This window comes from Aeribacillus sp. FSL K6-2848 (assembly GCF_038004325.1).
Taxonomy (GTDB): domain Bacteria; phylum Bacillota; class Bacilli; order Bacillales; family Aeribacillaceae; genus Aeribacillus; species Aeribacillus composti.
Window position 1 is genome coordinate 3,291,044 of sequence record NZ_JBBOQQ010000001.1, and the last position, 19,546, is coordinate 3,310,589.

The following is a 19,546-nucleotide window of genomic DNA, read 5'->3' on the forward strand; positions in this document are numbered from 1 at the left end:
CACCTACTTGATGAAGAATCGTCAACGTCGTTTTCCCTTATCGTATCAACGGTTTGCGACCATTGTAAAGATGTTTTGTCACGGATTCAGGTATTTATTTATAATTATTCTTACCACCTTTGTATTTTTTCCGATATTTAGTTCTGAAAAAAGTAAAAATTATTACCAAGTTGATGAAATCATTAAAAGTACTAATAAAGAAATAAATCGCATAATAAAGATTGCTATTATCGACTCTGGTATAAATTTAAATGATGAACTAAAAGATAAAGTAGTTAAAAGTTACAATACAATTAATGAATCTAGTATTACTAATGATGAATTTAATCACGGAACACCTGTTGCAGGTATTATTGCTGGAAATAAAATTGGCGTAAATCCAAATGTCCATTTATATGACATCCAATTTATAGGAGTGGATGGGACCGGACAGTTGGAGCATCTAGTTAAAGGGATTGAGTGGGCAATCGAGGAAGATGTAGACATTATAAATTTAAGTTTTGGTTTTCAGAAATCAAGTGCTGCTTTAGAAGACGTTATAAAAAAGGCGAATAGAAACAACATCATTGTTATAGCTGCTGCAGGTAATACATATGGATTTGGTGTTGATTATCCTGCAAAATATTCAAATGTTTTATCTATTGGATCATTAAATGAAGATTTATCAAAAGCATATTTTTCTGGAGAGGGAAAAATAGACTTCGTCACTTTAGGTACTGATTTAAAATCAATAAATAATAAAGGAGCCTATGATTATTTTGACGGAACATCATTTTCTGCAGCCTATTTTACCGGTATGATTTCTCTAATTATTTCTAAATTATCCGATAAGGAAGCCGCTTATCAATTTATAAATGATGAATTAAAAAAATATGCATATGATTTAGGGGCCGATGGAAGAGACAATAAATATGGGTATGGCTTAATCCTAATAAAAAATTAAGTACGATAAAAAATACGAGGGGATTTGAAAATGAAAAAGTTTTTAAGTCTACTAATTATAATTGTTTTACTAATATCTAACTTCTCTGGTGTAGCTAATATCGTTTACGCTGAATCAGCAAACAACTATAATGAGTCTCAAGGTACTGAACTACAAAATCAACTACTAGATTTTTTTACATCTGAAGAGTTTAAAGATTCAATTGCTAATACTACTGATTTATCCAAGGAAATTTTGGATAATAGCGATGTTCTAAATGTAATAAGTGAAGATTCTAATCTAGTTGAAGAAGTCTTATCAAATGAAACTATTATTGATACAATTGTAGAGGAACCTAGCTTAATAAATAAGATCCTTGAAAACGAAAACGTTGTAAATACAATTGTGAACGATTCTAATTTAGTAAACGAAGTATTACAAAATGATGAAAGCATCAATAATATCCTCACTGAAGACGAGTCAAGCTTAAGCGTTATTACCGAGGACATTGCAATTGGCAAAGAAGTTTTAAAAGCTGAAGAAGTTTCTAGTACAATTGCCGAAGATCCTATTTTAGTAAACGAAATATTTGATAATGAGAGTATAGTAAATACTATTGCAGAAGAACCATATCTAGTTACCGAAGTTTTAACAAACGATAGTGTTGTACAAAATATCTTAGAAGACGATAAGTTAATAGATACAATTTCTTCTAATGAAAATACTGTAAATACATTGCTTGATAACAAAGAATTAGTAGATAGTCTTTTAAATGAGAGAGAAATCGTAGAAGAAATAAAATCAGACTTGATTAATGGTTACACTAGTGTATTAGAAGACACATTAGGAAGTAATGCTAGTAATATAAATCCTACGATCCAAGATCTAAATAGTGATGGAATTGAACTTCAATTAAATATTGATACCGATGAATATGATGCAGAATTAATACTTGATTCATCTTTAAACGGTAATAATATTACAGTTAGTTCTAAATTGGATTATGGAAACGGAATAGAAGAAACATATTATGATGTAAGAATACTTAAAAATACAGAGGAAGAATTTAAAGTTCTTTTAGTAGATAAACAGACTGGTGAAGAAATAACTATTTCTGAAGATGATGCCCAGGCTTCAGTAGTAGCTGTAATTGTAAGAATAATTGGTGGGGGAATTAAATTTTTCTCTAAACAAACAGGGAAACAAGTAACTAAATCCGCTGCAAAAAGTGCTAAGAAATCATTTAGTAGTGGTAAAGCTGGAGAAAAGTATTTAGAAACTTTAGTAAAAGTCAAAGGTACTCAAGTTTATAAAAAAACTAGTCTAGGTGGTAGATACATAGACGTACTCGATACTTCCGGTATTGCTCATGAATCCAAGGTAGGTTATGTTACATTAACTAAAACAATTAAAAAACAGATTGATAAAGACTACTTATTAATTAAAGATAAATCCGTAAAGGATGTTAAGGGAGCTCAATGGCATTTCTTTAGAAGTGATAAGACAGGGAAAATAGGTGCTAGTAAGGCTGTAAAAGATTATTTGAAATCTAAAGGAATTTCCTATAAAATTCATGATAAATAATTATAAATTTTTTTGTTAATAAAAAAGGGATTCCTAAAAACAACTTTTACCAACTACTAAGGAATCCCTCTATTAAAAAGACATTTGAATAATATAATGAAAATGGAGGGAAATCATTAACATGACTACAAACGCCCGTCAAAATATGACTAATTCAATAAAAAATATTGTTGTTCCATATTTACGAGAACATGGCTTTAAAGGGTCGTTTCCTCACTTTAGAAGGCAAAATGAAGATAATATTGACCTCATTACTTTTCAATTTAATCGTCATGGTGGATCTTTTGTAGTAGAATTAGCTGTTTGTCCAGCTGATGGAGTTACAACCAGTTGGGGAGAAAAAATACCTCCTAATAAAGTAACGGCACATGATGTAAATGACCGATATAGGCTTAGTGAAAATTTAAATGACCCAGATGCCCAATGGTTTGACTATGAAACTGCAAAGAATCAAGAAGATTACGATATAGTCGCAACAAAAGTCAAAAACTTACTACATGTCTCAGATCCTAATTGGATAAAAAGTCTATTTTAGATTCCCCTATTACTGTAAATTAGCACACTATTTTAGAACCACTTTCAGCTCTTGAAGCGACGTAGCCGGTTTCATCTCCAACAACGGGGAAAACCGAGTTTGCACCGTCTAAAAAATCACTCGATTTTCCCCTTTGCTCTGTGGATCATATGGCTTCGTATGAATGAGCGTGATCCCTAATTCTGCGCAAGCATATTGTAGTGTCTCCGATCGATAAATTTTGCCGTTGTCCGAATAAATTCGTTTCGGCTTCCCGTACCGAAGCAGCGCTTCTTTGGTCACGATCCGCAACCCGTCAAATTTTTCGGAAGAGAAAAACTGGGCGTACGGTACGACCCACGAGCAGTCATCGATGTAGGCAATCAAAAATGTTTTTTGCGCTTTTCCGTTCTCTCGTATCATTGGACCATGGGACAAATCCCCTTGCCATAACTCATTGACTCGATCGTACGCAAACCGTTTTCGTTCAGGAATCGGTAAAATTTCTTTCCCCACGAGGTTGTATTTTTTGCACAATCGATATATAGTAAACTAAGATACAAGTTGTTTTTCGATTTCCCCCTGCTCAATAAGGTGTTGGTAAAACACCGTCACGGGGCATGGACTGACCCACCTATTTGAGACACAGAAAAAACACTTATGCTGCCTGTTTCCTGAACTCAATAGGAGACAGGTAGTTTAATTTGGCCTGAATTCGAATTTGATTATAATAATAGATGTCATTCTGAACCATTTGTTTTACAATAGAGTTAGTGAGATTTTGTTTTTCTTGTGAATAGAATGTTTCAGCCTTTAATGAAGAATGAAACGATTCTATTACGGCATGATCATGGCAGTTTCCTTTACGGGACATGCTCGTGGTAATGCCTTTTTCTTTGGCTAAATGTTGAAAAGCATAAGACGTATAGACCGCCCCTTGATCGCTATGGAATAACACTTGTTTTGGTTGTCGCTCGTTTACGGCCATTTCTAGTGTCTTTAACACTAGCTGAACATCCTGTCGGTCGCTGATTTGATAGGCAATAATCTCATGATTGTATAAATCCATAATGGTTGACAAGTAAAGCATCGAAGTACCAAACGGCAAATAAGTGATATCCGTTACCCACTTTTCATTTGGTTGAGAAGCCGTAAAATCACGGTTTAAACGATTCGGTACGATGATTTTACTTTCTCCATTGATCCAATTTTGACGTTTTTTCTTCACACGGCATTGAAGATTCCGTTTTTGCATGATTTTTTGTACGGTTTTGCGATTCAACTTGATTCCATATTTAAGCCGTAGGACTTCTCTTACCTTGCGATGACCATAACGATAATGATTCTTTACACAAATTTCTTGAATCAACCGTTCTAACTCTGATTCCATCATGAACTCTTCCCATTTCTTTTCCCATCGATAATATGTCGATCTTGGAATTCCTAAACAAGAACAGATAAGGGTAACAGGATATCTGTCTTTTAACTCTCTTACAACTTGGACCACTACTTCTGGCACCATCTTCTCTCGAGTTCCTTGTACTTTTTTAGGATTTCCAATTGTGCTTCTAGCTGACGGTTTTGCATTTTGAGCTGCTCCATTTCATTTAATTCCTGTGCCCCTTTCCCCCATACATATTGCTTCCCTACAGGCTGAGAAAACCGATGAGTTTCACCATGTTTATACCATCTCATCCATGTCTTGATCTGCGTCTTATTTTTAATCCCTAACGTCTCCATAATTTCTCGGTTGGTATACCTTGCTCGTTTCATCTCGATAGCTTTCCACTTGATCTCCTCTGGATAATGAACTCTTGTCCCCATAAGACAAACACCTCCACAAATCGAAGTAAGTTACATTCGATTCAGGAGGTATTTTTTCCTTGTCCCATTTTACTGGGTCACTTCAGTATCGTGCCAGGTTTCTATATTCGCTACTCATGGTTCCATTGGCTTTTTGCTCTGCGCCTCTTTATCAATGTTGCGACTTGATGCTTGATACTCTGCTTTCCTTTTTATGATCTCGCATGTATACAAGGAATAACGAACTTGCAAACCATGTAATTAAACCAAAAATAAAACTTCCCCACCAATTATAATGCTCCCATAAGGTGAGACACATGAGCGTGATAAATAAGTTATAATGATACCATGAAAAAAAGAAACCGATATACCGCAGAATTTAAAGCTAAGGTGGTTCTTGAGGTGTTGCGTGAAGAGCAAACCGTCAATGAAATAGCCGCCAAATATGAATTAAGCCCAGTCATGGTCAGTCGTTGGAAAGCAGAATTTCTAGAACGATCCTCGATGGTCTTTGAAAAAGGCTCAAGCGAAGTGGATAAAATCCGTAAAGAATATGAGGCCAAACAAGAAAATTTAGAGAAATTGGTAGGTCAGTTAACGGTTGAAGTTGACTGGCTGAAAAAAAAATCTGGGCTCAAATAAGTCTGTTGACGAACGAAAGGCTATGGTCGAATTCAATCACCCATCGATCAGCATCAAGCGTCAGGCACAGTTATTAGGTATTCATCGTACTAGCGTGTATCGCCAATCAAAGGGGCAAACAGAAAGCTCAGAAAACATCATGCTCATGCACGAAATGGATATGCTTTATACAGCTCATCCCTACTTTGGCTACAGGCGCATGACTGCGAAACTTCGTGAGAAAGGATTTGATGTGAATCGTAAACGCGTACGCCGTCTCATGCGCCTTATGGGTATACAAGCTATTTACCCAAAACCCAACCTTAGTAAGAGGCTACATGCCAAGTACTGCCGACCTTACCTGCTCCGTGGATTGGAGATCACCCATCCGAACCATGTGTGGGGAGTGGATATCACCTACCTTCGTATGGGACGGGGCTTTATGTATCTGTTTACCATCATCGACTGGTTCAGCCGCAAAGTGATCGATTACGAGTTATCTAGTACGCTGGAGAAAGGATTTGTCATCAACTGTCTTAAACGGGCATTGCGTCATGGTAAGCCGGCCATCATCAATAGTGACCAGGGCAGCCATTTTACAAACGCTGACTATCTCGGGCTGTTGAAAGAGTATGGCATCCAGGTATCAATGGATGGCAAAGGACGAGCAACAGACAATAGTCGTACGGAACGATTCTTTAGAGCTTTAAAGTATGAATGTATCTATCTCAATGAATTCGAGAATCCTAAAGAGTTGCGAAAAGGCATTCGACGCTATGTTACGTTCTATAATACAGACCGACCTCACCAATCCTTGGACTATTTGACGCCAGCAACAGTGTACAAGCAACCTAAGATGGTTCAAGCATCCTAACCATCGAACGTGATGAGAGGCTTTATATGGAGAGACGGGCATGATAGGCTGTTTTAGCCATGCGATGTTATCTGTCCATCGCTCCAGCGCAAAAAATTGTGCCCGTAGAGGCTCCATGTCAAGCCTTTATCGCACACGCACCACATTCATAGCGAAAGGAGAGAATGGATAACTTAAATATTATCAATTTGTGTCTTGACAAAGGGGTGCATTACACTTATCCTTTTAGGTACTCCCCCAACCTGTTTAAAAAGAAGATTGAGACCATGTAAGAAGCATTCTTGATTTTCAGCTGGTAACGGTACTGCAAATCCAGCATTACTATGAGGAAACGTCATAACTAAAGCATGAATATCCACAATTTCTCCATCTTGTACAGCTTCCATTACTCCAAAGTCTACTTGAGCTTCACCCGGAGGGTGTTCTAATCTTTCATACCCTTTATCCTTTTCTTCTTGGTGAGTATTCATCCATTCAGAGATAAAGTAACAAACAGTACGATAAGAACCTTGGAAACCCATTTCCTTTAGTTCTTCAAATATTTGTTTCTTTGTTCTTCTTAATTTTTTCCTTAACTTTAAATCCTCAAACAGCCAATCTGAAACAATTACTCCCCACTTTTCCTCATACATCATCCCTTTCTTTTTAAATGATTTCTGTTTAGGGAGTTGATCTTCATCCGCATACTTCTTAGCTGTTCGCCAATTAATTCCCATTGTTCTTTGTATTTCTGAAATAGATAAACCTTTGTTATTTCTTAAATGTTTGATACAATTAATATCAGACATTGCTAGCATCCTTTCTTACCTCCACTACCAATTGCTTGACACAATTACTGTAGTGGGACTTGGGGTGACTGGCAAGTCTTTTTTTGTTTATGCACAAAAATTTAGTGCAGGACTCTGCATTTTTCCTTTGCAAAGCTCTGCACTTTTATTTTGCCATACACACTCCACTATCTCATTGATTTAGATTCTGAATTAAAAGCGTCCTATGAGCTATATCAATACGTGCAACATTGCATCAAAACCAAAGACTTTGAGCTCCTAAAGAAAACATTAGAGAATAAACAAAATATCGTTTCCAGCTATATGAAAATCGCCATCAAGACAATCAACAAATACATCAATTACGTCGAGAATACGCTAAAGTACGATTATAACAACGGCATTTTAGAAGGGGATTAATAACAAAATCAAAGTGATTAAACGCATTTCTTTCGGTTATCGATCCTTCTATCACTTTAGAAACCGAATATTCATTACCCAAAACTTAGCGAAAATAAAAACAGCTTAGGGGAACCTCGAATTTCCCCTAAGCCATCCGATTACATATTACCAAATAATGTCACTAAAATTTATTCCCTGAATCCGTGATGAATTGAAATCGACTTTGATTTTGTTGTAATTTTGATGGATTGATAATCCATAAACCCCTTTTATGCTTATGACCTATGTCATCTCTATTTCCGAAAATGGAACAAATCTCTGTTTTAGGTATACGAACCAAAAAATAGACAAAAAAGCACAGGGAGTGACGTTGGACATCAGTTCCCGAACATTCGTTCGTTATCTTACCTCTCTCCATTTCTGATAGACGTTCAGTAGGGGCTCGCTATAGCCACTCCTTCGCGTCAGTTTCATCCAGATCTGTCGTGATCGACGGACGAGTCGCCCTGCCATCGTGATCACCGTCTGAATAATCGTCTTGATGCGGCGGCGTTTCACTTTGTGGTGCAACGGATGTCTCGGATCGCTTAATAGATCTTGTCCAATCAGACGAAGAAGATTGTAAACGAAGGCTCCCATGACCAACACGAGCGCATTCGTTTTCATCTTCCCAGATGGAAGCCGCTCTAAATCTAAGTCGCTCTTCAGTTCGCTATGAAACTGTTCGCATGTCGCATGGTCATGATACAACGCGAGCACATCGCTCATTCGAACATGCTCGTATCCTTTGAGCCGCACCCAATAGCTTTCCACTTCATAATCAGGAACGAGCATCAGCTGTCCATTGCGTTCCATCGTCCGTTCCGTCACTTGGGTGACTTGAACGTACGTATACGTGTTTCCATCGATCGCTGCCTTCTGTGGAAGGCATAGCTCATAGGTTTGTACTCCTTCGCTTTGTCCATCATCGACACGTTTGCCCTTTTGCGAAGCGATCTGGAACCAAAGCGCTTTCGATTCTCGGCGTAAGTTTCGCTTGATGACAAAGTCCACGTCTTCCTTTAGGCATACGTGCACATTCGCTTCTGCATCGTTTCCTGCATCCATGCGAACAAGCAGACGAGATGAAGTCAGTTGACGAGCTCGACGGATAGCGGTGACTAAAAACGAGGGCATGTTGTCTTGCACATGTTGTTTCCCTGGACGCAACTCGGCATGAACGAGATACCCTTCCTTCCCTGCATACGCAAACAACGGTGTAAAACCGTCAAATCCTTTATACGTTCGACTGACTCCTTCTTTTTTCGTATCGGAGTTGTCAAATGGGGAACCATCTATATCAAGGGGAAGCCATGTCGTCTTTCCTTTGGTCCAACAAGGGGACAAAGTGGCATGTCGTTGAATCAACAGACGTATGGACTCCTCCCAAAGAATCGTTTCGGTCATCGGAAGACAAGCGAGCTGATCGAGTCGTTGTCGCAAGGTTGGAGAGGAAGGCACGTGCTGAATCCCCATCGATGCCGAAAAGATATCGTCCTGACGATACGCTTCGATATGATCGAAATCCGTTTTTCCTGTGGCAAGCAAGCCAATCATCGAGCGAATGACATCGCTATGGGAAATGTGCACTTCTCGACGAACCGTTGGAAGCCGAAGTGCGTTTACCCGTTTATCCAGTTTCGTTCGATGGAGTAAGTAGCCAACGAGAGCAAGCCCAGCACTTGGGGTAATCGCTTCATCTGTCAATACAAACCGAATCGGGAAATCTTTCATCACATCACCTACTTGATGAAGAATCGTCAACGTCGTTTTCCCTTATCGTATCAACGGTTTGCGACCATTGTAAAGATGTTTTGTCACGGATTCAGGGTTTATTTTATGTTATGTTTCAGTTATGGAATCGGACAATTCTTGTACATGTAAACTAAATGATTAGGGCTTTGGCAATCAGCAGCAAAAGCTTAAAATTCTTGAAAACCTTGCCGGCTGATGGACTTGTAACACTGTTTGAAAAATATTCCCCATGAAAATTTTCACGCTCTTTTCCTCTATTCGCTGCCTATTTTCCTGTAAACGAAAATCATCGGCTTGTTTGCCGATGATGATTGTCTTGCCAAACCTATGACTTTGTTTCTTTATTGTTTTCGCTTTGAAGCTCTTCATCTGAGGCTTGTGAAGTGTCAGTCAAATTTTCTGTTTTCTGACTTTGTTCGTCGTCAAGCTCGGTGTCAGCGGAATCTGAAGGATTTTCTTTTTCAGAAATTTCATTTTCATTGCTTCGTTCCTTTATTTTTTTTACCAAGCCCTCAGACTGCTCTTGGATTTTCTGTTGAATATTTTGTGATTTTTCTTTTGCCAAGCTGATAAACTGTACTCCTTTTTCATATGCTTCGCTTGTAATTTTTGATGTTTTTTCCTTCACTTTTCCCGCCTGATCATTAAAATTTTCGCGAAGCTCTTTTCCTGACTTTGGCGTAAGCAATAATGCGGAAGCTGCCCCAACAACAGCGCCTATAATAGAACCTATTATGAACCCTTTTTTATTCGTGCTTTTTTTTGACATGTTTGCGCCTCCTGTTTTTTAAGTAAAATTAATTAATCAGTTTGCTTCTTTGATCGTTTTCTCTGCTTTACTTTATCAATCAATTCCATCACAGCATTTGTCCACTGGATGGCTTGAGCAACTTTTTCTTCATTTTTTTCCAATTGTCCAGTTACACTCGCTGAAACTTTTTTCATAGACCGATTAAATTGTTGAATGGATGTTCCAATCTCTTTTACGGCATCCACCACTGAGTTGACCTTCTCAGATTTTTTCTGAATGTCTTCCGCCAATTGGTTTGTTTTATGAAGCAAATCTGTTGTTTCTTTTGTAATGCCCTCCACCTGCTTTTCAAGGCCCGCAAGCGTCCCGGCTACTTGATCGAGTGTAATGCGCAGAGATTTTAATGTTTTGGCTAAATAAACAACTAACACTGTAAAAGCTACAGCTATTAGCGCAATGCTTGCATATAATATGAATTCCAACTGCTGCACCTCCAAGTAAAACCAATAATACAATTCCCTAATTTTTCGGAATGCAAACATAAAATCTGCAATCATTTATCTATTCGACATTTTGTCAATTGAATCCTTTCGATCATATCAAAAATAGAACAAGTTTTAAATCCAATCAGGAAACGCTACAATATTATTGTATAACGAAAAAAAAGGAGGCCGGCAAGTTGAAAGATCCAAGAATCGAAAAATTGGCAAAAATTTTAATTCATTATTCATGCCAACTGCAAAAAGGCGAAAAAGTGCTTATTGAAAACTTTGGTCTTGAGAAGGAGCTTGTGATTGCTCTCATCCGCGAGGCTTACAAAGCTGGCGGGCATCCGTTTGTTTCCATTAAAGATCATCAAATAAACCGAGCTTTATTGCTTGGAGGACAAGAAGAACAATTCGAAATGATGGCTGATTTCGAAGCAAATGTCATGAAAGAAATGGACGCATACATAGGCCTCAGATCAGGCAAAAACATTAATGAATTTGCTGACGTTCCAGAAGAAAAAATGAAGCTGGAAGGCAGAACAATCGGGCAAAAGGTGCATCGTGAAATCCGCGTTCCGAAAACAAAATGGGTGGTTCTCAGATACCCGAATGAATCCATGGCACAGCTTGCAAAAATGAGCACAGAAGCGTTTGAAGACTTTTATTTTAATGTCTGCACTCTTGATTACGAAAAAATGGATAAAGCGATGGATGCGCTTGTTGAACTGATGAACAAAACTGACAAAGTACATATTAAAGGTCCTGGCACTGATTTGACTTTTTCAATCAAAGATATTCCTGCGATTAAATGTGCAGGACGCATGAATATTCCTGACGGTGAAGTATTTACAGCGCCTGTTAAAAATTCTGTGAACGGCACCATTACGTTTAATACGCCTTCTCCGTACCAAGGATTTACATTTGAAAATGTTCGGTTAACATTTAAAGACGGAAAAATCATTGATGCGTCAGCTAATGATACAAAACGATTAAACAGCATTTTGGATACAGATGAAGGAGCAAGATATATCGGTGAATTCGCAATCGGTGTCAATCCATACATCCTTCACCCGATGCAGGACATTCTGTTTGACGAAAAAATCGCTGGAAGCTTCCACTTTACGCCAGGGCAATGCTACGATGAAGCGTATAATGGCAACCATTCCAATATCCACTGGGATTTGGTCGTCATTCAGCGTCCGGAATATGGAGGCGGAGAAATTTATTTTGACGACGTATTGATCCGAAAAGACGGGCTGTTTGTCATTCCGGAATTGGAGCAGCTAAATCCTGAGAATTTAAAATAGTGCATTCTTCGCTATAAATCGAGTAGGAGGGAGCGATTAACTCCCGTCCTCTCACACCACCGTACGTACGGTTCCGTATACGGCGGTTCAATTAAGATAATTGACGCAAGTCTTTATAACTTCCGTGAATAGCTGTTCTCTTTATGCCAGTGGTCACTCCACCCTCCAAGAGATCTCCCACGGGATTCACCGCTTCCTCCCTCAAGTGAGGTACTACGTTTTCTGTGTTCATCATGACTCACTGAATGCCAAGGGCTATTCTCTCTTAATTGTTCGGTCCTTCTTAGTTGTTCTAGACCAACTAATACTATGACCTCTGCTGACTTCTGACTGTTCAGCTATCTATCACTAGATAGGTTACCAAGGTTACTTGGCGTGCCAGCCAGACCTCCCCGGGTAAGAGTGTAATCTTTCCTTCCATCCATCTGCTTCATTTACTCTGTATCACCTTCGGCAGAAAGGGCTTTGTTTTGTCTTGCAAACTCACCCAGTGATACCTAGCCTCATATGAAGTTCGTGTTCCTCAGACCGGAAGTTTGCCGCTCGCTTCCTTCAGATTCCGCGTCACCACGGACACCCTTGCGTTAAGCTAACTGCTACTTCTGCCTTCGCAGCTCGGGACTTTCACCCTATAGATTACACCCATGCCGGGCGCACAAACAAAACGACTGTAACATTTTTTGTTACAGTCGTTCTTTTTTAAACACACAGCTTTTCATAGGCATCTTGATATTTTTGAATATCTCCTGCACCCATGAATAAAATAACGCTGCTTTCATGCTTTTTCAAAACTTTAATGTTCGTCTCATCGATTAACTCTGAATGTTCAATTTGCGCCTGCAAATCTTTAATCGTGAGGTTCCCTATGTTTTCACGGGCAGAGCCAAAAATTTCGCATAAGTATACTTTGTCGGCGCTTTTTAAACTATCCGCAAACTCATTAAGAAATGACTGTGTTCTTGAAAAGGTATGAGGCTGAAAAACAGCAACAATTTCCCGGTCAGGATATTTTTGCCGCGCAGCTTCAATTGTTGCTTTTATTTCCGTAGGATGATGGGCGTAATCGTCAATCAGCACTTGTCCTCCGAAATTTTTGGCGCTGAATCTTCTTTTTACGCCTTTAAACGTTTTGACGCGCTCCTGAATAACATCAATTCCAATATTTTCGTATTGGCATAACGTAATAACCGCCAGCGCATTTAGAACGTTGTGATCCCCGAATGCAGGAATTTCAAACGTGCCGTAAAACGTATTCCGAATATATACATCAAATACAGTTCCCGTTGTGCTTTTCACCACATTTCTCGCTTGAAAATCGTTTTCCTCATGAAAACCGTAATATAATACCGGAACTTTCGCTTGTATTTCCTGTAAACGCTCATCATCTCCGCAAGCGATAATTCCTTTTTTCACTTGTAAAGCCATTTGCTGAAAGGCTGAAAAAACATCATCCAGATCACGATAATAATCAGGGTGGTCAAAATCAATGTTCGTCATAATCGCATAATCCGGATGATAGGATAGAAAATGGCGCCGGTATTCACATGCTTCAAAGACAAAATATTTGCTGTTTTGAACTCCTTTTCCCGTTCCGTCTCCAATCAAGTATGAGGTAGGAAAAGCACCTTGCATAACATGAGACAGTAAACCGGTTGTAGATGTTTTACCGTGCACGCCAGTTACTGCTATGCTTGTGAATTTGTTCATCAATTCCCCTAAAAATTTGTGATAGCGGTAAACCGGCAATTGAAGTCTCTTTGCTTCTTCAATCTCCTCGTGTGTATCTGGAAAAGCATTACCAGCTATTACAGTTAAACCAGGGTGAATGTTATTTTTCGAAAAAGGAAATATTTGAATTCCCCGTTCCTCCAAGCCTTTTTGTGTAAAAATATATTTTTCAATATCAGATCCTTGTACATTTTCATTCATATCATGAAGGATTTGAGCTAAAGCACTCATCCCTGTTCCTTTTATGCCAACAAAATGATAAGCAGTCATATAAGAACCTCCAACAATCGTCTATCTGTAAAATAATATATGACGAATGACTAGTTTTGCAACTATAATATTTATTTCCTGCAAGCTTCATAACGCAATATTGTATACTTTTAGTGTTTCCTAATTGAAAGCAACGTATATCGTTTTAAATCGGCATTGCCAAAATCAGCCCAACATTTTAATAATATCATGTTCAGTACATCTCAACTACTCTCTTTTATTGTTTTCAATTGTTCTTCTGACACTAGCACGTCTCGCGGCTTGCTTCCTTTCGGCGGGGAAATGATCCCCTGCTCCTCCATTAAATCAATCAATCTGGCCGCTCTATTATAACCGATTCGAAAACGGCGTTGAAGACTTGAAGCCGAAGCATGCCCCTGCTCTACAACAAACTCGCAGGCTTCATAAAAAAGATCATCTTCTTCTGCTTGGAAATTTGTTTTCGCAAGCAATTCCTCTTGTTTAAACAAATAATTGGGCGCCATCTGGTTTTTTACATGGTGAACGACGCGATCAATTTCATCATCAGAAACAAAAGTTCCTTGAACTCTTACCGGTTTTGCAGAACCGTTTTCTAAAAACAGCATGTCTCCTCTTCCTAGGAGTCTTTCTGCACCGGAAGTATCAAGAATCGTTCTTGAATCTATTTGCGATGATACGGAAAATGCTATTCTTGTAGGAATATTCGCCTTTATTAAACCGGTTATAACATCAACAGACGGTCTTTGTGTGGCAATTAATAAATGGATGCCGCAAGCTCTCGCTTTTTGGGCAATCCGGCAAATCGCCTCCTCCACATCGTTCGGCGAAACCATCATTAAATCAGCGAGCTCGTCAATCACAATCACGATGTACGGCAATCGTTTCTCCTTTTCCTTGTCGCCGACTCGTTCATTAAATTTCTCGATATCTCGAACGCCTACATGGGCAAATAATTCATACCTTCTTTCCATTTCATCTACCGCCCATTTCAGTGCAGCAGTAGCTGCTTTTACATCCGTAATAACAGGGCTGACGAGATGAGGTATGCGGTTATACGGTGCAAGCTCCACCATTTTTGGATCAATGAGGAGCATTTTCACATCATTTGGAGTTGCTTTATAGAGCAGGCTGACTAAAATCGTATTGATACAAACGCTTTTTCCTGACCCTGTAGCTCCCGCAATCAAACCATGCGGCATTTTTTTCAAATCCGTCACAATCGGCTCCCCTGAAATGCTGAGGCCCAGAGCAACCGTTAACGGAGAGCGGTTGGCTTGAAAAGCTTTCGACCGTAAAATCTCTCTTAAAAAAACCGTTTTGCTTTTCCGGTTTGGCACCTCAATCCCTATTGTGTTTTTCCCCGGTATCGGAGCCTCAATCCGGATGTCTTTTGCAGACAAGCTTAATTTAATATCGTCTATCAAGTTAGTTATCTTGCTCACTTTTACGCCGGGTTCAGGGTGAACCTCAAACCTCGTGACGGAAGGTCCTTGTGACACATTGACCACTTTTGCATTGACATGAAAATTTTGCAGCGTAAGATCGAGCAAATTCTTTTGCTTTTCTATCCACTGATCATCCGCTTCTTCCTCAAACGGCTGAACGTTCAGGAGGGTGAGCGGCGGAAACAAATAATTTTGCCGTTTTTCCTTTACTTCAAGCTTTCGTTTATCTTGCCCAAACATAATGACATTATATGGAATAATTGTCTTTTCGTTTTGATTTGATGAAAGCTTTCCTCTGGAAACAGGCTTTCGTCTGTCATCAGACTTTTTCTCTAAATGCTTTGGATCCGCTTCCTGTTTTAGGCTCGTCTCCTGTTTTGGACCCTCCTCCTGATTTAGATCTGTTCCTTGTTTTAGATCTGTCTCCTGTTTTAGATTCGTCCCTTGTTTTAGAATTGTCTCTTGTTTTAGATGCGTCTCTTGCTTTGATTCCATCTCCAGCTTTGAAGCCTCGACCGATTGAGCTTTCTCAGCTTCCCGCTGTTTATCCTCCGAAGGCGGTGCTGTTATTTCAAAATATGAATCCTCAGCTTCGTGATCTTGTGTTTTTGATATTTCTTTTTCATAATCGTTTTCATATTTTATCATTTCATTTATTTCTATTTCTTCTGCTGCAGCAAACTCCCTTTGCACTTCTTTTTGTTTTTCCAGATCATTGATGAAAATATCATGTACGTCTATGTCCGTCTGTTGCTGATATTGCTCTTCAATTTTTTTGAAAAATAAATCATCTCTATTCCTTGGTCCAAATCCAAAAATCGGTGAAGGGATTTCCGTTGGCTGAAAAGATTTTCTTTCCTTTTGTGCGCCTTGTGCACTATTCAGTCGAGACTGCTTGCGTTCAGAAGATGTTTTTGCTTTTGATTTTGCCGCATCCGCTGGGCGTCTCGTTTCTCGCAATGTTTCTTCATCGGATATTAGCGGAAACCGAAAGTTTCCTTTCGGATATTGATATGTAACTCTAGCTTGCATCTCTAATCTATCGTCAGTTAATGATTGATCTTTTATTTTTTCAGTAGAATTGTTTTTATCTATCTTTCTTTCATATTCTTCTTCCTGATTATCGAAAAACAACCGCAACAGTTTTGACAACCAGCTCATCTATGATCACTCTTTCATTCATACTAATCTCATCCTATATTTTATCAATAAAAATACTTTTTGGAAGTTTAAAAAGCAATGACAAACATTAATATTATATTGCTAAAATCACAGATTTAAAAATAAATAAGACTCCCTGTATAAACAAGGAGTTTATTCTTTATTTTTTATATTTTCGATATACATTATTCGTTCAATCAGAGGCGGATGATCGTAACGTAAAAATTTCACTATTTTCGGCGGATTTATTTCGCTGCGGCTAAATTTCGCCAAATGTTGAAATGTTTTTACAGCTGCTTCCTCGTTTTTTGTCATTTCAATTGCATATAAATCCGCCTGTTTCTCTTGATACCTTGATACTATGCCGGATATAGGGCTTGAAGCGAACGATAACATCCCCAGCAGCAAAAGAAATAGAGGAAGCGACGACAATTCACGTATAGATTGAATGTTCAGCCTTTTTCCCCATCGATTTGTACAAAAAATCATTAACCGATGAATGATATATAAACCTGCCAAGGAAAGAAGCAAATACCCGGCTATTCCGATATAGATGTGCTTCATCACATAATGTCCCATCTCATGAGCCATAATGAATAATATTTCATCTTCGCTTAATTTATTTAACGTCGTATCCCACAAAACGATTCTCGAATTTGATCCTATTCCTGTCACATAGGCGTTCAACGCATTTGTTTTGGAGGACATATCCACTTCATACACATGCTCCGCGGGAATATCTGCTTTGGAAGCTAGCTGTAAAATTTCTTCCTCCAGCTTTTTATTTTTCAACGGGTAAAAATCGTTGTACAGCGGATCAATGATTACCGGCTGAATAAACATTATAAACAATGTGAATGGTATCGATGCAAACCATGCCCAAAGCCACCAGCGCTTTTCAAATTTTCGAATAATGATGTATAGAAACGTGACGACAACCGCCATTAAAACATAATTCACAAGAAAATCGGTCACTTCATCCTTCAGCCACGAGTTCAACGTCTGGGTCGAGATTTGAAAATCCTTTGACAGTTTATAGTTCAGCCAGCTGACAGGTAATGTTAGTAAAGTGACAAGCAATGACAGCCAAAAATAGTATAAAGCTGTTTGGACTATAAAGAAACGGGATGCTGTTTCCGCCCATTGCTGAAATGTTTTTGAAATCCCAAAGCTTAGCACAATAAAAAAGATGATCCACTCTAACGGAATGGATATGAAAAATAACAAATTTTTCAATTGTGAATAATTTTCTGACATCTGCAGCTCCTCTGTCGTTAAAAACGTTTTCGGATCAGCAGCAGTACCTTCAATTCCCTTCGGCAGCTCATAACCCGTCCAGAAGAATAAATAGAAGTATAAAACCAAACCGTAAACTGCATATAATAAAATGATCGTTAGAAGACTCTTTTTCAAGCCGAATACCCCCTTGAGCTTAACTCCCTCCTTTAGTAGTTTAGATAAAAAAACATCGTAATAGAACTGCTTTTCCAAAATATTTAGAAAAAGAAGCTGTAAAAAGATAAAACGGCAATTGAACACATAACTACAAAAAAGACGTTGGCTCCGAAATAAGCAGCAATGAACGCTGTAAATGCACCGACTGCTCCAAACAGGAAATCCTCGTGAATAAAAAAGACCGAGGGCACGATCAATGCACCTAATGTTGCATATGGTACATTTTTTAATACATTTTGCCAAAATGGAGGGAGATGTAATTGACTGAAGATAACAAAAGGAAGCATTCGCGGTATGTATGTCACAACGCCCATTCCGATAATCAACCAAAATATTTGGCTATTCATCTTGCTGCACCTCTAATTTTCTAAAGATACATTCCACAACAACGGAGGAAAATAAGGACGACAATGCAATAGACCAGCCTATAGACAGCCGTCCGGTCGTCAATAAAACGGAATTTATCACTGCAGATAATAAAGCTAGTACGATAATTTTCCGATGTTTTTTTAATGAAGGAACCAATAAGCCGATGAATAGGGCATATAGAGCAATTCCCATGCTTTCCTGTAAGAAAGCGGGCAAATTTTCTCCAACTATATAACCGATTCCAGAATTGATCACCCAGCTGCTATATGCCATCAAGCATAGTCCAAACATATATGGTGCTGTGACCATTTCCTGTCTGACAGCCGCAACTGCATATGTTTCATCTGTTACACCAAAGCCGTACAGAGCTTTTATCCATATGGAGTCTTTCTCCACTTTCTCATTTAATGATGCTGACATAAGGAAATGGCGGATGTTTACAATGAAAGTTGTCATAATAATTTCCCAAGCACCAACATGCGCAGCAATTAGGCTTAATGACATATATTGAGCCGCTCCTGCAAAAACGATTGCACTCATCATCACCGTTTCCGCAATCGAAAGTCCCGTTCTTTCAGCAAGAAGGCCGAAAGCGATGGCAACGGGGAAATAGCCGATGGCAATGCTGATTCCTGCTTGAATGCCTTGGATTAATTCCGATTTATATTTTGCCAATGCTGTCGAATGCAATCGGAATCACCTCCATTTCTAGTTTTCCGGATAATAAATGATCACATAATATTTAACTTTTTGATCCGTTATATTTTTATAATCATGCTTTTTGTCCGCTGCAAATCGGATCGCTTCCCCTTCGCGAACAACATAAGAACATCCATCAATTACAATTTCTAAAGCTCCCTTTTGAATGAACAAAATTTCTTGCACCCCATACGCATGTTCATCCGATTGATGGACATGTCCAGGCTCTAAATGTGCTTCAAACACCTCAAACGGCTTGCCGATTTCAAACGTAAACATCGGGTATACTTTATACTTTTCATCATCATCAGATATAGCCGGTATGTTTGATAAAGATATTTTTTGAACGCTTGGCGCCTCCTCCTTCATCAAAGCGGAAAATGATACATGAAGTCCGTTCGCTATTTTCCACAGTGTGGAGACAGTCGGATTCGCTTCCCCCCTTTCAATTTGTGCAAGGATCGCTTTGGAAACGCCTGTCTTTTCAGACACCTTGTCGAGGCTTAGCGCCATCCTTTTTCGGATTTTACAAAAATTTTCCCCAATAATTTGCTGAATCGGCTTCATGTTTTCCTCCTTTTTTATGTTTTGTTTATTATATCATACATTT

General features: G+C 38.7%; 18 protein-coding genes and 1 pseudogene. 7 read left to right on the forward strand and 12 right to left on the reverse strand.

From position 1 onward, the window contains the following. Window positions 1-10 precede the first annotated feature (10 nt). The 3 genes from NSS70_RS15870 (at window position 11) to NSS70_RS15880 (ending at window position 3,041) form a co-directional block, all read left to right on the forward strand. Window positions 11-943 carry a S8 family peptidase gene (locus NSS70_RS15870; protein ID WP_339197107.1) on the forward strand — a complete coding sequence of 311 codons (933 nt, stop codon included), beginning with the start codon at window positions 11-13 and terminating at the stop codon, window positions 941-943. Window positions 944-973: 30 nt separating this feature from the next. Continuing rightward, the gene (locus tag NSS70_RS15875) at window positions 974-2,506 is read left to right on the forward strand and encodes a hypothetical protein (protein WP_339197109.1); all 1,533 of its coding nucleotides are present in this window, start codon (window positions 974-976) and stop codon (window positions 2,504-2,506) included. 121 nt (window positions 2,507-2,627) lie between these two features. Beyond that, complete coding sequence (locus tag NSS70_RS15880) at window positions 2,628-3,041, forward strand: DUF4304 domain-containing protein (RefSeq protein WP_339197112.1); 414 nt, start codon at window positions 2,628-2,630, stop codon at window positions 3,039-3,041. A 45-nt stretch (window positions 3,042-3,086) separates the two neighbouring features. On the opposite strand, the pseudogene NSS70_RS15885 reads toward NSS70_RS15880, so the two are convergent. Then, window positions 3,087-3,638, reverse strand: a pseudogene (locus NSS70_RS15885) (DDE-type integrase/transposase/recombinase); the annotation flags it as partial. 40 nt (window positions 3,639-3,678) lie between these two features. After that, window positions 3,679-4,844 (reverse strand): IS3 family transposase gene (locus NSS70_RS15890; RefSeq protein ID WP_339197115.1). Its coding sequence is split into 2 segments (ribosomal slippage): window positions 3,679-4,568 and window positions 4,568-4,844, totalling 1,167 coding nucleotides; the frame shifts between segments, so codons are not numbered across the junction. A gap of 327 nt (window positions 4,845-5,171) precedes the next feature. On the opposite strand from NSS70_RS15890, the gene NSS70_RS15895 reads away from it, so the two are divergent. Beyond that, window positions 5,172-6,318, forward strand: a protein-coding gene (locus tag NSS70_RS15895; RefSeq protein WP_445290586.1) for an IS3 family transposase whose coding sequence is annotated in 2 segments (ribosomal slippage) — window positions 5,172-5,443 and window positions 5,442-6,318 — 1,149 coding nt in all. Because the reading frame shifts where the segments join, the coding sequence is not laid out codon by codon here. Between the two features lie 173 nt (window positions 6,319-6,491). Here NSS70_RS15895 and NSS70_RS15900 read toward each other — a convergent pair. Continuing rightward, window positions 6,492-7,106, reverse strand: coding sequence for a hypothetical protein (locus NSS70_RS15900; protein WP_339197122.1), 615 nt, complete (start codon window positions 7,104-7,106; stop codon window positions 6,492-6,494). Between the two features lie 150 nt (window positions 7,107-7,256). Here NSS70_RS15900 and NSS70_RS20905 point away from each other — a divergent pair, with 150 nt between their 5' ends. After that, window positions 7,257-7,505 carry a transposase gene (locus tag NSS70_RS20905; protein ID WP_445290587.1) on the forward strand — a complete coding sequence of 83 codons (249 nt, stop codon included), beginning with the start codon at window positions 7,257-7,259 and terminating at the stop codon, window positions 7,503-7,505. Then, entirely contained in the window at window positions 7,501-7,614 is a 114-nt protein-coding gene (locus NSS70_RS15905) for a transposase (protein WP_445290601.1), read from the forward strand. The genes NSS70_RS20905 and NSS70_RS15905 overlap by 5 nt, the downstream gene beginning before the upstream one ends. A 272-nt stretch (window positions 7,615-7,886) precedes the next feature. Here the strand turns inward: NSS70_RS15905 and NSS70_RS15910 are convergent, their stop codons facing one another. The 3 genes from NSS70_RS15910 to NSS70_RS15920 form a co-directional block, all read right to left on the reverse strand. After that, window positions 7,887-9,260, reverse strand: a complete 1,374-nt coding sequence (locus NSS70_RS15910) for an IS1380-like element ISGsp2 family transposase (protein ID WP_339195758.1) — start codon at window positions 9,258-9,260, stop codon at window positions 7,887-7,889. Window positions 9,261-9,606: 346 nt separating this feature from the next. After that, window positions 9,607-10,050 carry a YtxH domain-containing protein gene (locus NSS70_RS15915; protein ID WP_063387335.1) on the reverse strand — a complete coding sequence of 148 codons (444 nt, stop codon included), beginning with the start codon at window positions 10,048-10,050 and terminating at the stop codon, window positions 9,607-9,609. Between the two features lie 32 nt (window positions 10,051-10,082). Further along, complete coding sequence (locus NSS70_RS15920) at window positions 10,083-10,514, reverse strand: DUF948 domain-containing protein (protein ID WP_063387334.1); 432 nt, start codon at window positions 10,512-10,514, stop codon at window positions 10,083-10,085. Window positions 10,515-10,711: 197 nt separating this feature from the next. On the opposite strand from NSS70_RS15920, the gene NSS70_RS15925 reads away from it, so the two are divergent. Further along, entirely contained in the window at window positions 10,712-11,827 is a 1,116-nt protein-coding gene (locus tag NSS70_RS15925) for an aminopeptidase (RefSeq protein WP_066248885.1), read from the forward strand. A 699-nt stretch (window positions 11,828-12,526) separates the two neighbouring features. On the opposite strand, the gene murC is transcribed toward NSS70_RS15925, so the two are convergent. The 6 genes from murC to NSS70_RS15955 form a co-directional block, all read right to left on the reverse strand. Further along, on the reverse strand, window positions 12,527-13,825 hold the full coding sequence (gene murC / locus NSS70_RS15930) for a UDP-N-acetylmuramate--L-alanine ligase (protein ID WP_063387332.1): 1,299 nt from the start codon (window positions 13,823-13,825) through the stop codon (window positions 12,527-12,529). 203 nt (window positions 13,826-14,028) lie between these two features. After that, window positions 14,029-16,413: a DNA translocase FtsK gene (locus tag NSS70_RS15935; protein ID WP_339197129.1), complete on the reverse strand. Its 2,385-nt coding sequence runs from the start codon at window positions 16,411-16,413 to the stop codon at window positions 14,029-14,031. 153 nt (window positions 16,414-16,566) lie between these two features. Next, window positions 16,567-17,826 carry a M48 family metallopeptidase gene (locus NSS70_RS15940; protein WP_066248889.1) on the reverse strand — a complete coding sequence of 420 codons (1,260 nt, stop codon included), beginning with the start codon at window positions 17,824-17,826 and terminating at the stop codon, window positions 16,567-16,569. Window positions 17,827-17,909: 83 nt separating this feature from the next. After that, window positions 17,910-18,215 (reverse strand): AzlD domain-containing protein, encoded by a 306-nt coding sequence (locus NSS70_RS15945; RefSeq protein ID WP_066248892.1) that lies wholly within the window; start codon window positions 18,213-18,215, stop codon window positions 17,910-17,912. After that, the gene (locus NSS70_RS15950; RefSeq protein ID WP_094244637.1) at window positions 18,208-18,927 is read right to left on the reverse strand and encodes an AzlC family ABC transporter permease; all 720 of its coding nucleotides are present in this window, start codon (window positions 18,925-18,927) and stop codon (window positions 18,208-18,210) included. Before NSS70_RS15950 ends, NSS70_RS15945 begins: the two co-directional genes overlap by 8 nt. Before the next feature lie 18 nt (window positions 18,928-18,945). After that, window positions 18,946-19,503, reverse strand: coding sequence for a helix-turn-helix domain-containing protein (locus tag NSS70_RS15955; protein ID WP_339197133.1), 558 nt, complete (start codon window positions 19,501-19,503; stop codon window positions 18,946-18,948). Between the last annotated feature and the right edge of the window lie 43 nt (window positions 19,504-19,546).